Raw genomic sequence first — 14676 nt, forward strand, 5'->3', positions numbered from 1 at the left:
GAGTCACATGGTCGCCGCAGAGTTCGTGGTCGTCGCCAACCGCCTTCCGGTCGATCGGATCATCACGCCAGACGGCGAAGAGATCTGGCGCACCTCTCCCGGAGGGCTGGTCGCGGCGCTCGAGCCCATGATGCGCAGCGTCGACGGCGCCTGGGTCGGCTGGGCGGGTCAGGCCGATCTGGAGATCGAGCCGTTCGAGGCCGACGGCATCCGGCTGCTGCCGGTGACGCTGAGCGAGCAGGAGATCCAGGACTACTACGAGGGTTTCTCGAACGACACCATCTGGCCGCTCTACCACGACGTCATTGCCCCGCCGCAGTACCACCGCGAGTGGTGGGAGGCGTACGTCGCCGTGAACCTGCGCTTCGCCGAGGCCGCAGCCGACGCCGTCGCCGAGGGCGGTACCGTCTGGGTCCACGATTACCAGCTGCAGCTCGTGCCCGAGATGGTGCGCGGCCTGCGCCCCGACGTGACCATCGGCTACTTCCACCACATCCCGTTCCCCGCTCACGGGCTCTACGCCCAGCTCCCGTGGCGAGACCAGGTGCTGCGCGGTCTGCTGGGCGCCGACGTGATCGGCTTCCAGAGGACCCAGGATGCCGCGAACTTCCTCGCCGCCGCCAAACGGCGTCTCGGGCACGAGATCAAGGCATCCACGATCGCCCTCCCCGACGGTCGTATGCCGGTGGTGAAGGCGTTCCCGATCTCGATCGACACCACCCCCTACCGCGAACTCGCCGAGCGCCCGGACATCCGCGCGCGAGCCGTCGAGATCCGTGAGGGGCTGGGAAACCCGAAGCACATCCTGCTCGGCGTCGACCGGCTCGACTACACCAAGGGCATCCGCCACCGCATCAAGGCCTACGGCGAGCTGCTCGACCAGGGCCGGATCTCGGTGGAGGATGTCGCCTTCATCCAGGTGGCCAGCCCCAGCCGCGAGCGGGTGGATGCCTATATGCACCTGCGCGACGAGGTCGAGCTGTCGATCGGGCGCATCAACGGCGACCACGACACGCTCGGACACACGGCGATCCGGTATCTGCACCAGGGGTTCCCCCGCGAGGAGATGGTCGCGATGTACCTCGCAGCCGACGTGATGCTCGTCACGGCGCTGCGCGACGGAATGAACCTCGTCGCCAAGGAGTACGTCGCGACCCGGGCCGACAATCGCGGCGTGCTCGTGCTCAGCGAGTTCACCGGGGCCGCAGATGAGCTGCGCCAGGCGCTGCGGGTGAACCCGCACGACATCGAGGGACTCAAGGACGCCATCGTCGACGCGATCGAGATGCCCCGTGCCGAGCAGGGCAAGCGCATGCGGGCGCTGCGCAAGCGGGTGCTCGAGAACGACGTGCAGGCATGGTCGCGATCGTTCCTCGCCGCACTGGAGCGCGCCGGTCATGCCCGGCAGCGTCGTCACGAAGGAGCGCACGGATGACCCGCGACTGGAAGCCGGGACGCGTCGACGCCGAGGTCTCGGCTATCGCCCGCACCGAGCACCTGCTGGTCGCCCTCGACTTCGACGGCACTGCGTCGGAGCTGGTCGCCGATCCCATGGCGGCTCGCGCGATCCCGGCGGTCAGGCGCGCGCTGGCCGACCTCGCGGCACTGCCCGAGACGACCGTGGCGTTCGTGTCGGGCCGCAGCCTCGTGCACCTGCGCGAGATCGCCGAGCACGACGACGACTCGCCCGTCGTGCTCGCCGGCTCTCACGGTGCCCAGTACTGGTATCCAGGACAGGGCGAGGCGCAGGCGCAGGAAGACGACCCCGAGCGGATGCTGCGCGACACCCTCATCGAGGAGCTCGAACCCCTGCTGACGGCCTACCCCGGCGTCGAGCTGGAGAGCAAGACATTCGGGATCGGCATCCACGGACGACCCGCTCGGCCCGAGGTCGAGCAGGCGGCGTTCGCGGCGGTCGATCAGGTGTTCGCGCGCCGGGCTCAGCACTGGCGGCGCCGCACCGGCGATCGCATCCTCGAGTACTCCTCCCGCGATGAGGGGAAGGACACGGCGATCGCGGTTCTTCGCGAGCGCACGGGTGCCACCGGCATCCTGTTCGCCGGCGACGACGTGACCGACGAGGACGCGCTGCGCGTGCTGGGCGACGGGGATCTGGGGGTGCGCGTCGGTGCGGGGGAGACGGCGGCGACCCTGCGTGTGGAATCCCCACAGCAGATCGCGGAACTTCTGGAAGTCATCGCGTCGGAACGGGGCACGCGACCGGAATAGACTTCCGTCATGTCCACCCGCGAATCTCAGCCCGCCATGCCCGGAGCACAGCACGACATCGACATCAAGCCCCGCAGCCGCGTCGTCACCGACGGCATCGAGGCGACCACCTCGCGCGGCATGCTCCGCGCCGTGGGCATGGGCGACGCCGACTGGGACAAGCCGCAGGTCGGAATCGCATCGAGCTGGAACGAGATCACTCCCTGCAATCTGAGCCTCGATCGGCTCGCGCAGGGAGCCAAGGAGGGCGTGCACTCCGGCGGGGGATACCCGCTGCAGTTCGGCACCATCTCGGTCTCGGACGGCATCTCGATGGGCCACGAGGGCATGCACTTCTCGCTCGTGTCGCGCGAGGTCATCGCCGACTCGGTCGAGACCGTGATCATGGCCGAACGCCTCGACGGCACGGTGCTGCTCGCCGGCTGCGACAAGTCGATCCCCGGCATGCTGATGGCCAGCGCCCGCCTGGGCCTGTCGAGTGTCTTCCTGTACGCCGGATCCATCGCGCCCGGCTGGGTGAAGCTCTCAGACGGAACAGAGAAGGACATCACGATCATCGACTCGTTCGAAGGTGTCGGCGCCTGTCGAGCCGGCCGCATGAGCGAAGAGGATCTCAAGCGCATCGAGTGCGCCTTCGCGCCGGGTGAGGGCGCCTGCGGCGGCATGTACACGGCCAACACCATGGCATCCGTCGCCGAGGCGCTCGGCCTGAGCCTTCCCGGCTCGGCTGCGCCGCCGGCGGCGGATCGTCGTCGCGACTACTTCGCGCATCGTTCGGGCGAGGCGGTCGTCAACCTGCTGCGTCAGGGGATCACGACGAAGGACATCCTCACCAAGGAGTCGTTCGAGAACGCGATCGCCTTGGCGATGGCGCTCGGCGGCTCGACGAATGTCGTGCTGCACCTGCTGGCGATCGCCAACGAGGCAGGCATCGAGCTGTCGCTGCACGACTTCAACCGCATCGGCAGCCGCACCCCGCACGTGGCCGACATGAAGCCGTTCGGCAAGTACGTGATGAACGACGTCGACCGCCACGGCGGCATCCCGGTGATCATGAAGGCGATGCTCGACGAGGGCCTGATCCACGGCGACGCGCTCACGGTGACCGGCAAGACCGTCGCCGAGAACCTCCGCGACCTGAACCCGGACCCCGTCGACGGCGACGTCATCCACACCTTCGACAACCCGATCCACGCCTCCGGCGGCATCACGATCCTGCACGGCTCGCTCGCGCCAGAGGGAGCCGTGGTCAAGTCGGCCGGTTTCGACGCGGACGTGTTCGAGGGTCCGGCGCGCGTGTTCGAGCGCGAGCGCGGGGCGATGGATGCGCTGGCGGCCGGCGAGATCAACGCCGGCGACGTCATCGTGATCCGCTACGAGGGGCCCAAGGGCGGTCCGGGCATGCGCGAGATGCTCGCCATCACCGCGGCCATCAAGGGCGCGGGTCTCGGAAAAGATGTACTACTGTTGACGGACGGACGATTCTCAGGCGGCACAACCGGCCTGTGCATCGGCCACATAGCACCCGAAGCCGTGGACGCAGGTCCCATCGCCTTCGTGCGCGATGGTGATCTGATACGGGTCGATATCGCGGCTCGCTCCCTCGAGCTACTCGTCGAGGAAGCTGAGCTGAGCTCCCGCCGTGAGGGCTGGGAGCCCCTTCCTCCGCGCTATACCCGTGGCGTCCTGGCCAAGTACTCTCGTCTCGTGCGCTCCGCCGCGCAGGGCGCGGTGACTGGCTGACCTTCTGACGACTCAGATCACCAAGGATGCGAAATGACTCCTGAATCTGCGACCGCCGTGCCGCGGCCGCCCGCACGTCCCTCCACAGCCCCCGAGATCTCTGGGGCCGAGGCTGTCGTCCGCTCGCTCGAGAAGCTGGGCGTCACAGACGTCTTCGGCATTCCGGGCGGCGCGATCATGCCCGTCTACGACCCGCTCATGGATGCGCCTGATCTGCGCCACGTGCTGGTGCGCCACGAGCAGGGTGCGGGTCACGCCGCAGAGGGCTATGCGTCGGCCACCGGCAAGGTGGGCGTCTGCATCGCGACATCCGGTCCCGGCGCGACCAACCTCGTCACGGCCATCGCCGACGCCTATATGGACTCGGTGCCGCTGGTGGCGATCACCGGACAGGTGTTCTCGACCCTGATGGGAACCGACGCGTTCCAGGAGGCCGACATCGTCGGCATCACCATGCCGGTGACCAAGCACTCGTTCCTGGTGAAGAGCGCCGAAGAGATCCCCGGCGCGATCGCCGCGGCGTTCGAGGTCGCCTCCACCGGCCGTCCCGGTCCCGTGCTCGTCGACATCACGAAGGACGCCCAGCAGCAGGTCGTGCCCTTCGTGTGGCCCCCGAAGGTCGACCTGCCCGGCTACCGCCCGGTGACCAAGGCCCACGGAAAGCAGATCCAGGCCGCCGCGACCCTGCTCGCCGAGGCGAAGAAGCCGGTGCTGTACGTCGGCGGCGGTGTCATCCGTGCGCGCGCGTCTGCCGAGCTGCTCGCCCTCGCCGAGTCGACCGGCGCGCCGGTGGTCACCACGCTGATGGCCCGCGGCGCGTTCCCCGACTCGCACCCGCAGCACCTGGGCATGCCCGGCATGCACGGCACGGTTCCGGCCGTGCTCGCGCTGCAGGAGTCCGACCTCATCGTCTCGCTGGGCGCGCGTTTCGACGACCGCGTCACCGGCAAGGCGGCACTGTTCGCCCCGGACGCGAAGGTCGTGCACGTCGACATCGACCCCGCCGAGATCTCGAAGATCCGCACCGCGACCGTGCCGATCGTCGGCGACGTGCGCGATGTGCTCGTCGACCTCGACACCGCCTTCCGCGGCGCGATCGCGGGCAGCAAGCCGGACACCGACGAGTGGTGGTCGTATCTCGACGGCCTGAAGGCCGAGTTCCCGCTCGGCTACGCGCAGCCCGAAGACGGCCTCATGTCGCCGCAGTACGTGATCCAGCGCATCGGCGAGCTCACCGGACCCGAGGCCGTCTACGCCGCCGGTGTCGGCCAGCACCAGATGTGGGCCGCGCAGTTCATCAAGTACGAGCGGCCCAACTCGTGGTTGAACTCGGGTGGGGCCGGCACCATGGGCTACTCGGTTCCCGCTGCGATGGGCGCGAAGGTGGCCGAACCCGACCGTGTCGTGTGGGCGATCGACGGCGACGGATGCTTCCAGATGACCAACCAGGAGCTTGCGACCTGTGTCATCAACAACATCCCGATCAAGGTCGCGATCATCAACAACTCCTCGCTCGGCATGGTGCGGCAGTGGCAGACGCTGTTCTACGACGGACGTCACTCGAACACCGACCTGAACACCGGTCACGGCACCGTGCGCATCCCCGACTTCGTCAAGCTCGCCGAGGCGTACGGCTGCCTCGCCCTGCGGGTCGAGAAGGAGGAGGACGTCGACGACGCCATCCGCACGGCGCTCGAGACCAACGACCGTCCGGTCGTGATCGATTTCGTCGTGAGCGCCGACGCGATGGTGTGGCCGATGGTGCCGCAGGGCGTCAGCAACAGCTACATCCAGTACGCGCGTGACCACGCCCCGGCATTCGATGAGGAGATCTGAGCCATGTCCACACACGTGCTGAGCCTTCTCGTCGAGGACACCCCCGGCATCCTGACCCGCGTCGCGGGTCTGTTCGCGCGCCGCGGCTTCAACATCCACTCGCTCGCCGTCGGGGTGACGGAGGTGGCGGGGATCTCCCGCATCACCGTCGTCGTCGACGTCGAGGCGCTGCCGCTCGAGCAGGTCACCAAGCAGCTGAACAAGCTGATCAACGTGATCAAGATCGTCGAGCTCGAGCCGTCGACCTCGGTGCAGCGCGAGCACATGCTCATCAAGGTGCGCACCGACAACAACACCCGCTCGAACGTGCTCGAGATCGTGAACCTCTTCCGCGCCTCGATCGTCGACTACGCCCCGGATGCCGTGGTGATCGAGGTCACCGGCGACCAGGGCAAGGTGCAGGCGCTGCTGCGGGCGCTCGAGCCGTTCGGCATCAAGGAGCTGGCCCAGTCGGGCCTGCTCGCCATCGGCCGCGGCGGCAAGAGCATCACCGAGCGCGTTCTGCGCGGCTGACACAACTTACGAACCACTAGCAAGGAGAAACAACACCGTGAGCACCGAGATCTTCTACGACGCGGACGCCGACCTCTCGATAATCCAGGGCAAGAAGGTCGCCATCGTCGGCTACGGCTCGCAGGGCCACGCCCACGCGATGAACCTTCGTGATTCGGGCGTCGAGGTCACCATCGCCCTCAAGGAGGGCTCGAAGTCGATCGCCAAGGCCGAGGAGGCGGGCTTCCCCGTCAAGAACGTGGCGGACGCCGCCGAGTGGGCCGACGTCATCATGATCCTCGCGCCGGACCAGCACCAGCGCACGATCTACAACGAGTCCATCAAGGACAAGCTCAAGCCCGGCAAGGCCCTCGCCTTCGCGCACGGCTTCAACATCCGCTTCGGCTACATCGACGCCCCCGAGGGCGTCGACGTCATCCTCATCGCGCCGAAGGCTCCGGGGCACACCGTCCGCCGCGAGTTCGTCGCCGGCCGCGGCATCCCCGACATCATCGCCGTCGAGCGCGACGCGTCGGGCAAGGCATGGGAGCTCGCGCTGTCTTACGCGAAGGCCATCGGCGGCACCCGCGCAGGCGTCATCAAGACGACCTTCACCGAAGAGACCGAGACCGACCTGTTCGGCGAGCAGGCCGTGCTCTGCGGTGGCATGAGCCACCTCGTGCAGGCGGGCTTCGAGACTCTCGTCGAGGCGGGCTACCAGCCGCAGATCGCGTACTTCGAGGTGCTGCACGAGCTGAAGCTGATCGTCGACCTGATGTGGGAGGGCGGCATCGCCAAGCAGCGCTGGTCGATCTCCGACACCGCCGAGTTCGGCGACTACGTCTCGGGCCCGCGCGTCATCGACGCCGGTGTCAAGGAGCGCATGCAGGGCGTGCTGGCCGACATCCAGTCGGGCGCCTTCGCCAAGCGCTTCATCGAGGACCAGGACAACGGGGCCGAGGAGTTCCTGGCGCTGCGTGAGAAGGAGCAGGGTCACCCGATCGAGGCGACCGGCAAGGAGCTGCGCTCGCTGTTCGCATGGAAGTCGCAGGACGAGGACTACGTCGAGGGCAGCGCCGCACGCTGATCTGATCTGTCCGAAAGGAGGCATCCGGCTCGCCGGGTGCCTCCTTTCGCGTCCGCGGGCATCGCGAGACATCCGATGTCTATGCCAGGATGGGGACATGCGACAGGACTGGTTCGACGAAGCCCGATTCGGGCTGTTCGCGCACTTCGGCGTCTACAGCGTGGCGGCCAGGCACGAATGGGTGCAGAGCTACGAACGATTGACCGACGACGACTACCGGCAGTACGCCGAGCACTTCGATCCCGATCGCTTCGACGCACGAGCCCTCGCGCGGCGGGCGAAGAGCACCGGGATGGGCTACGTCGTGCTCACCGCCAAGCACCACGACGGTTTCTGCCTGTTCGACTCCGCGCTCACCGACTTCACCTCGCAGGTCGCATGCGGCCGCGATCTGGTTCGCGAGTACGTCGACGCGCTGCGCGAGGAGGGGGTGAAGGTCGGCCTCTACTACTCGCTCATCGACTGGCACCACCCCGACTTCACCGTCGACTGGAATCACCCGCGACGCGACGACGTCGATGCCGCTTCGCTCAACGACGGACGCGATATGGCCCGCTACCGGGACTACCTCCATGCACAGGTGCGCGAGCTGCTCACCGGCTACGGCGAGCTCGACTATCTCTTCTTCGACTTCACCTACCCCGAGGAGCGCGACGGGTGGGCGGGCAAGGGCCCGGAGGACTGGGATGCCGAAGCTCTGCTGGCGATGTGCCGTGACCTGCAGCCGGGCATGCTGGTCAACGACCGTCTGGGCATCCCCGCGGACTTCGTCACCCCCGAGCAGTACCAGCCCACGTCCCCTCTCGTTGACGAGGCGGGGGAGCGCCAGGTCTGGGAGGCCTGTCAGACGCTCAACGGCTCGTGGGGCTACCACCGCGACAACACCGATCAGAAATCGGCGACGCTGCTCGTGCAGATGCTCGCCGACTCGGTGTCGATGGACGGCAACATGCTGCTCAACATCGGACCGGACGGGCGCGGGGCGATCGCCCCGCGTGACGCGGCGACCCTCGATGAGATCGGGGAGTGGATGTCGCTGCATCGGGATGCCGTCGTCGGCGCCGGCCACGCGGATCTCGTCCCGCCGCGCGAGGGCGTCTACACCCGACGCGGCAGCAGGCTCTACCTGCACCTGTTCAGCTGGCCGCTCGGCTTCGTGCACCTGCCCGACCTGGCCGGCAAGGTGTCGTTCGCCCGACTGCTGAACGACGGATCCTGGCTGCGGACCTCTGTGGCCGATCCCGAGCAGCGTGCGTCGCTCATGACGCCCGCGGGTGAGGCGGAGGGCACGCTGACCGTGCACCTCCCGGTGCGTCGCCCGGACGTGCTCGTGCCGGTGATCGAGCTCACCCTGGAGTGAGCTGGCGGGTCAGAGATCGGATCTTCACGACCCCTGCGCCGCATCCTCCACGACGATCGGCGGAGTGTCGCTCGCGGCCCACTCGGGTGCCGGCAGCGTCACGGTCTGCCCGCCCTGGATCTGACGCAGCGCATCGGCGATCTCCTCGGCGTTGACGGGTACGGGCAGGCCGCACTTCTCGAGCTCCGAGGCGAACTTCAGCGTCAGACGCTGCTTGCCCGCCTCGACCGCCTCCGCGGTCGTGCCGTACCTGATCTCGCTGCCGGTCTGGATGTCGGAGACCGTGTCGCACACGTGGTAGACCGAGCCGCCGTCGACCCACGTGACCGCATCCTCGCCGAGCAGCTGGATGACGGTCGACTGGTCGGCGGTGTACTTCTCGACGGATGGCGGATTGACATCGACGCCGATGATCGCGGCGACGACGGCGAGGACGATGCCGACGGCGCCGGCGATGGTCTTCTGCCCCTTGTCCATGTCCTTATTCAGGAAGATGAGGATGATCAGCGGCAGGAACGCCACGATCGCGATGATCGCCCCGAGCTGGTTCTGCACGAAGAACCGGGCGGTGTCGGACTTCCTCGCCGGATCCAGCCGGTTCGCCTTCTTCCAGAGGATCGAGCCCGTGATCGAGAGAGCTGCGATCACCACGAGCAGCACGATCAGGGTGGTGAACGCCCACTGAGGGAAGACCGCCTCGCCGCCGCCCTGGACGAGCAAGCCGGTATCGGGATCGCGTGTCAGCTCGCCGTCTGCGCCGGTCACCTCGCGCTGACGGAGCAGCCAGAAGATGCCGACGGCCTCTGCGGCGATGGCGAGGGTCCACAGCGCGGCGGCGATCCACCGCAGCGTCGTCGATCTCCTCTTCGCTTCGGCGGTCGGCACCCAGGTGCGCTCCGGCCCGTCGCCTCCGGCGCCGGATTCAGTGGTCGCCCTGCTGTTCTCTGCCACGCGTTCCTCCCCGGGAGTCTGGTGTCCTGAGCCTAGTGGGACGCGGCATCAGGCGTGGGTACGCTGGAGGGATGAATTCCGACTCCGAGGACGACGCGCTCAGCTGGGCGGGTGACGATGCGCTCGAGGCGCGACGGCCGGCACCCTCGCGACGACACGATGCCCCCGCGGCGGACCGCCAGGCGCCCGTCTCGGGTGCGGGGAACGAGCGCTCCGACGCACCCGCTTCGCGGGGCGTGGAGCCGGTGGCAGACACCCGCGCGGAGGAAGACGAGTCGCAGGGCATCGGCACCGCCACGCTCGTCATGCTCGGCATCCTCGGGGGCGTGTACCTCCTCTACACGATCGGCTGGGCGATCGGCGGAGTCGGGATGCAGGCGAAGGCGATGTTCATGCTGCCCGCGCCTCTCTATCTCGCGAGCATGTGGATCGCCGTGCTCGCGCCCGCCCTCTGGTTCACCGCGACTCTGCTGCTCACCCGTGGCGGCAGGGACTGGGTGCGTATCAGCGCACTGGTGGTCGGGGCGGCGCTGCTCGTGCCCTGGCCGTTCGTCGTCGCCGGGGGAGGGGGAGCGCTGTGACAGAGAGTGCGCACCCCGCATCGGCCGCTCCGACCGCCTCGCGCCTCGTCAGCGCGATGCGCGGATTCGTCACTGGCCTGCTCGGGCTCGCCTACGCATTCCTGATCTGGAACGCCACGTTCTACCTGATCGAGATGGCGCAGGCGGGAATCAGCGGCTACGGGTGGACCGTGCTGCTGATGCCGGTGATCGTCCCGATGATCGTGTTCGTCGTCGCCCTGCTGATCAGCCGGCGTCGCACGTTCGGCGTCTTCGTCGTCGTGATGCTCGCAGGACTCGGCCTGAGCGCGGTGTTCTGGCTCGACACGCTCAGCTTCGCACTGCGCAACGGCGCCTCGCTGCTCGGCTGAGCGCGGAACACGGGCGCCCGGAAACAGCGCGTCACACGGTCGGGACGCCGGAGCGCCCTGGGGTAAAGTGTGTCCCGATCGCGCCCCGACGGCGTGCGGCGCATCGGCTGACCCCCGCTCGTCCTGCCCCGAAGGATCTCTGTGCCGAACAACACCGCCACCAAGCCCGTCGTCCTGCTCGCCGAAGTGCTCTCACCCGCGACGATCGAGGCTCTCGGCCCCGATTTCGACGTGCGCGAGGTCGACGGAACCGATCGTGAGGCGCTGTTCTCGGCCCTCGCCGACGCTGACGCCGTGCTGGTGCGCTCGGCGACGCGCATCGACGCCGAGGCTCTCACCCACGCTCCGAAGCTCAAGGTCGTCGCCCGCGCCGGCGTCGGACTCGACAACGTCGACATCAAGGCGGCGACGGCAGCCGGCGTCATGGTCGTCAATGCGCCCACCTCGAACATCGTCTCGGCCGCCGAGCTCACTGTGGGTCACATCCTGAGCCTCGCCCGCCGCATCCCCGCCGCGCACGCGTCTCTCTCGGGCGGCGCGTGGAAGCGCAGCTCGTTCACCGGTGCCGAGCTCTTCGAGAAGACGGTCGGCATCATCGGGCTCGGCCGCATCGGCGCTCTCGTCGCCGCGCGCCTGAACGCCTTCGACATGCGCGTCATCGCCTATGACCCGTACGTCACCAGCGCACGTGCGCAGCAGCTGGGCGTGCAGCTGGTCACCCTCGACGAGCTGATCGCCGAGTCCGACTTCATCACCATTCACATGCCCAAGACGCCGGAGACGACCGGCATGATCGCCGCCGAGCAGTTCGCGGCGATGAAGCCGACCGCGTTCGTGGTGAACGTCGCGCGCGGGGGTCTGATCGACGAGGGCGATCTGCACGAGGCGCTCGTGGCCGGCGAGATCGCCGGCGCCGGGCTCGACGTGTTCACCTCCGAGCCGCCGGCAGAGGGCAGCACCGCGCAGGCGCTGCTCGGCCTGCCGAACGTCGTCGTGACGCCGCACCTCGGTGCCAGCACCGACGAGGCGCAGGAGAAGGCCGGCGTGTCCGTGGCACGCTCGGTTCGCCTGGCCCTCGGCGGCGACCTCGTCCCCGACGCGGTCAATGTCGCCGGCGGGGTCATCGACCCGTACGTGCGCCCTGGCATCCCGCTGGTCGAGAAGCTCGGCCAGATCTTCTCCGCCCTCGCGCAGGCGCCGCTCACCAGCCTCGACGTCGAGGTGCACGGCGAGCTGAACAGCTACGACGTCAGCGTGCTGCGCCTCGCCGCGCTCAAGGGCGTGTTCACCAACATCGTCAGCGAGACGGTGTCGTACGTGAACGCCCCGCTGCTGGCCGAGCAGCGCGGCATCGCCGTGCGTCTGCTGCAGGATGAGATCAGCGAGGAGTACCGCAATGTGATCACGCTGCGCGGCGCGCTCTCCGACGGCTCGCAGCTCGCCGTCTCGGGTACGCTCACAGGCCCGAAGCAGATCGAGAAGCTCGTGTCGATCAACGAGCACGCCATCGAGCTGCCGATCGAGAAGCACCACGTCGTGATGCTGTACACCGACCGTCCCGGAATCGTCGCGGTCTACGGCCAGAAGTTCGGCGAGGCCGGCATCAACATCGCCGGCATGCAGATCGCACGCCAGGCCGCCGGCGCCCAGGCGCTCAGCGTGCTGACGCTGGACTCGCCCGTCTCGGAGCAGCTGCTCGAAGACGTCAGCGCCGCGATCAACGCCGACCTGTTCCGCCAGATCGAGATCGCCGAGGTCTGATCGCTCACACGCGCTGACGCGGGTTCCGGTTCACTCCGGGGCCCGCGTCGCCGCATCCACGACCAGATCGATCAGTCGGTCGAGGGCGACGCCGGTGGGCACGAAATCGCTCATCCCGCCCTGCTCGTCGCCGGGTTCGGCGAGTGAGTTGTTGAAGTACAGGCCGTCGCTCAGCAGCATCACCAGATCCAGCGCCGTCTCGTCGCGCACGTGCGGGCGGATGGCCGCGGCCCAGCGGTCGCGCACCTCGCGCAGGGCATCTGATGCCACGGCCGAGCCCCCCTGGGCGAGCCGTGTCATGGCGATGAGCGCGCGGTCGAGGGCGTCGTCCTCCATCACGGAGGTGCGCACGTAGTACGCGATCGGTCCGTCGACCGCCCCGGACATCCGCTCGAGATCCTCATCGGTCAGCGCCGCCAGCCGAGCGGCGAGGCCGGCGGTCAGCCCCTCCTTCGAGGCAAAGTGATAGAGCAGACCGCCCTTCGAGACGCCCGCCTCCCGGGCGACGGCCTCGAGCGTCGCGGCTCGCTCGCCGTCTGAGATGAGGATGCTCTGGTACGCGTCGAGCACGCGTTCGCGTGCCAGCGGGGGACGGGGCATCTGGCTCTCCTGACTGTCGGACTCTGTGTTACTGTACCATCCGGACGGTTTAGAAATCGGATTCGAGGATCCAGAAGGGGTGCGGTCATGTCCACCACAGCCACGATCCGGCTCTCCGAGGAGCACGGCGCGCGCGTCGGTGCCCGCGGGTGGGCTGCCCTGGCAGTGCTCATGCTGCCCGTGCTGCTGGTCTCGGTCGACAACACCGTGCTCAGCTTCGCGTTGCCCGAGATCTCGCTCGCACTACGGCCTACGGGCGCCGAGCAGCTGTGGGTGATCGACGTCTACTCCCTCGTGCTCGCAGGCCTCCTGGTAACCATGGGCGTGATGGGAGATCGGTACGGTCGGCGTCGGATGCTCTTCATCGGCGCCACGGGCTTCGCTATCGTCTCCGCTCTCGCGGCGTTCGCGCCGACGGCGGGGCTGCTGATCGCCGCGCGGGCGGCGCTCGGCTTCTTCGGCGCCATGCTGATGCCCTCGACACTGTCGCTTCTGCGCTCGATCTTCCCCAACAGGGACCAGCGCCGACTCGCCATCGCGATCTGGGCATCCGGGTTCTCGGCGGGATCCGCGCTGGGGCCGGTCGTCGGCGGGTTCCTTCTCGAGCACTTCGCATGGGGCTCGGTCTTCCTCATCGCTGTCCCCATGCTCATCCCGCTGCTCATCGGCGGCTTCTGGCTGCTGCCCGAGAGCCGCGACCCGAACCCGGGTCGCATCGACCCGATCGGCATCCTCCTGTCGATGGCCGCCATGGTGCCCGTCGTCTACGCCATCAAGTCGTTCGCCGTCGACGGGCCGACGCTCATGGCGGTCGCGCTCGTGCTCATCGGGCTCACGATGGGCTGGCTCTTCGTGCGTCGCCAGCTGCGTGCCGAAACGCCCATGCTCGACATGAACCTGTTCCGTCGAGGCGGCTTCAGCGGCGCGATCCTCGTCAACCTGCTCAGCGTCATCGCGCTCGTCGGCTTCCTCTACTTCGTCCCGCAGCAGCTGCAGCTGGTGCTCGGCCTCTCGCCCATGGCCGCCGGCCTCGCACTCGTGCCCGGCATGGTCGCGATGATCATCGCCGGCCTCAGCGTCGTCCCGATCTCCCGCCGCGTTCCGCCCCACATCGTCGTTCCGGTGGGCCTGCTGCTGTCGGTCGGCGGATACCTCGTCGTCGCCCTGACCGCGCAGTGGAACAGCGTCACCTGGCTGATCCTGGCCTTCATCGTCCTGGGGATCGGGATCGGCGCCGCCGAGACCATCTCCAACGAGCTCATCCTCGCGCACGCGCCGCCTGCGAAGGCCGGCGCCGCCAGTGCGGTCTCGGAGACGGCGTACGAGCTCGGGGCGGTGCTCGGCACGGCCGTGCTCGGCGGGATCATCACCGCCTTCTACCGCGGCGCGCTGACCATCCCGGACGGGGTGCCGGAGGCATCCGCGAGCCAGGCGCGCGAGACCCTCGCGGGGGCTTATGCCGCTGCGCAGGAGCTGCCGAACGGTCAGGCGGATGCCCTGTGGCAGGCGGCGACGCACGCCTTCGACTCCGGCATCGTCACGACATCGCTCATCGGAGCGCTGCTGGTGGCATCCGCCATCGTCATCGCCGCCACCACTCTGCGCCCTGGCCGCTGACATCCGGCGCGGGTCGGCGCATGCGCGCCGGTACGCTGGAGACCGTGTCCGCGGCGACCGGCGTGGCGG

The 14676-nt window shown here is 68.4% G+C and carries 13 protein-coding genes; 11 read left to right on the forward strand and 2 right to left on the reverse strand.

The features are described from left to right. The first annotated feature begins 7 nt into the window (after nucleotides 1-7). From V2S04_RS09595 to V2S04_RS09625, 7 genes are all read left to right on the forward strand, one after another. Entirely contained in the window at nucleotides 8-1435 is a 1428-nt protein-coding gene (locus tag V2S04_RS09595; RefSeq protein WP_413638293.1) for an alpha,alpha-trehalose-phosphate synthase (UDP-forming), read from the forward strand. Beyond that, nucleotides 1432-2229, forward strand: coding sequence for a trehalose-phosphatase (gene otsB, locus V2S04_RS09600; RefSeq protein ID WP_413638294.1), 798 nt, complete (start codon nucleotides 1432-1434; stop codon nucleotides 2227-2229). Before V2S04_RS09595 ends, otsB begins: the two co-directional genes overlap by 4 nt. Nucleotides 2230-2238: 9 nt before the next feature. Beyond that, the gene (gene ilvD / locus V2S04_RS09605) at nucleotides 2239-3972 is read left to right on the forward strand and encodes a dihydroxy-acid dehydratase (RefSeq protein WP_413638295.1); all 1734 of its coding nucleotides are present in this window, start codon (nucleotides 2239-2241) and stop codon (nucleotides 3970-3972) included. Nucleotides 3973-4005: 33 nt separating this feature from the next. Continuing rightward, complete coding sequence (locus V2S04_RS09610) at nucleotides 4006-5808, forward strand: acetolactate synthase large subunit (protein ID WP_413638296.1); 1803 nt, start codon at nucleotides 4006-4008, stop codon at nucleotides 5806-5808. Between the two features lie 3 nt (nucleotides 5809-5811). Then, nucleotides 5812-6321, forward strand: a complete 510-nt coding sequence (gene ilvN, locus V2S04_RS09615; RefSeq protein ID WP_413638297.1) for an acetolactate synthase small subunit — start codon at nucleotides 5812-5814, stop codon at nucleotides 6319-6321. A 37-nt stretch (nucleotides 6322-6358) separates the two neighbouring features. Then, nucleotides 6359-7387: a ketol-acid reductoisomerase gene (ilvC, locus tag V2S04_RS09620; RefSeq protein ID WP_099195933.1), complete on the forward strand. Its 1029-nt coding sequence runs from the start codon at nucleotides 6359-6361 to the stop codon at nucleotides 7385-7387. Nucleotides 7388-7484: 97 nt separating this feature from the next. Next, the gene (locus tag V2S04_RS09625) at nucleotides 7485-8747 is read left to right on the forward strand and encodes an alpha-L-fucosidase (RefSeq protein ID WP_413638298.1); all 1263 of its coding nucleotides are present in this window, start codon (nucleotides 7485-7487) and stop codon (nucleotides 8745-8747) included. 24 nt (nucleotides 8748-8771) lie between these two features. On the opposite strand, the gene V2S04_RS09630 is transcribed toward V2S04_RS09625, so the two are convergent. Beyond that, the gene (locus V2S04_RS09630; RefSeq protein ID WP_413638299.1) at nucleotides 8772-9698 is read right to left on the reverse strand and encodes a hypothetical protein; all 927 of its coding nucleotides are present in this window, start codon (nucleotides 9696-9698) and stop codon (nucleotides 8772-8774) included. Between the two features lie 71 nt (nucleotides 9699-9769). Between V2S04_RS09630 and V2S04_RS09635 the strand changes: the two genes are divergently transcribed. The 3 genes from V2S04_RS09635 to serA all read left to right on the forward strand — a co-directional run bounded on the left by V2S04_RS09635 (nucleotide 9770) and on the right by serA (nucleotide 12390). Then, nucleotides 9770-10279 (forward strand): hypothetical protein, encoded by a 510-nt coding sequence (locus V2S04_RS09635; RefSeq protein WP_413638300.1) that lies wholly within the window; start codon nucleotides 9770-9772, stop codon nucleotides 10277-10279. Then, nucleotides 10276-10629 (forward strand): hypothetical protein, encoded by a 354-nt coding sequence (locus V2S04_RS09640; RefSeq protein ID WP_413638301.1) that lies wholly within the window; start codon nucleotides 10276-10278, stop codon nucleotides 10627-10629. Before V2S04_RS09635 ends, V2S04_RS09640 begins: the two co-directional genes overlap by 4 nt. Before the next feature lie 141 nt (nucleotides 10630-10770). Further along, nucleotides 10771-12390 carry a phosphoglycerate dehydrogenase gene (gene serA, locus V2S04_RS09645; protein WP_413638302.1) on the forward strand — a complete coding sequence of 540 codons (1620 nt, stop codon included), beginning with the start codon at nucleotides 10771-10773 and terminating at the stop codon, nucleotides 12388-12390. A gap of 30 nt (nucleotides 12391-12420) precedes the next feature. On the opposite strand, the gene V2S04_RS09650 is transcribed toward serA, so the two are convergent. After that, on the reverse strand, nucleotides 12421-12990 hold the full coding sequence (locus V2S04_RS09650; protein WP_413638303.1) for a TetR/AcrR family transcriptional regulator: 570 nt from the start codon (nucleotides 12988-12990) through the stop codon (nucleotides 12421-12423). Nucleotides 12991-13077: 87 nt separating this feature from the next. Between V2S04_RS09650 and V2S04_RS09655 the strand changes: the two genes are divergently transcribed. Beyond that, nucleotides 13078-14607, forward strand: a complete 1530-nt coding sequence (locus V2S04_RS09655) for an MFS transporter (protein ID WP_413638304.1) — start codon at nucleotides 13078-13080, stop codon at nucleotides 14605-14607. Nucleotides 14608-14676: the final 69 nt, after the last annotated feature.

This window comes from Microbacterium sp. OR21, assembly GCF_047306785.1.
In the GTDB taxonomy this organism is placed as follows: Bacteria; Actinomycetota; Actinomycetes; order Actinomycetales; family Microbacteriaceae; genus Microbacterium; species Microbacterium esteraromaticum_E.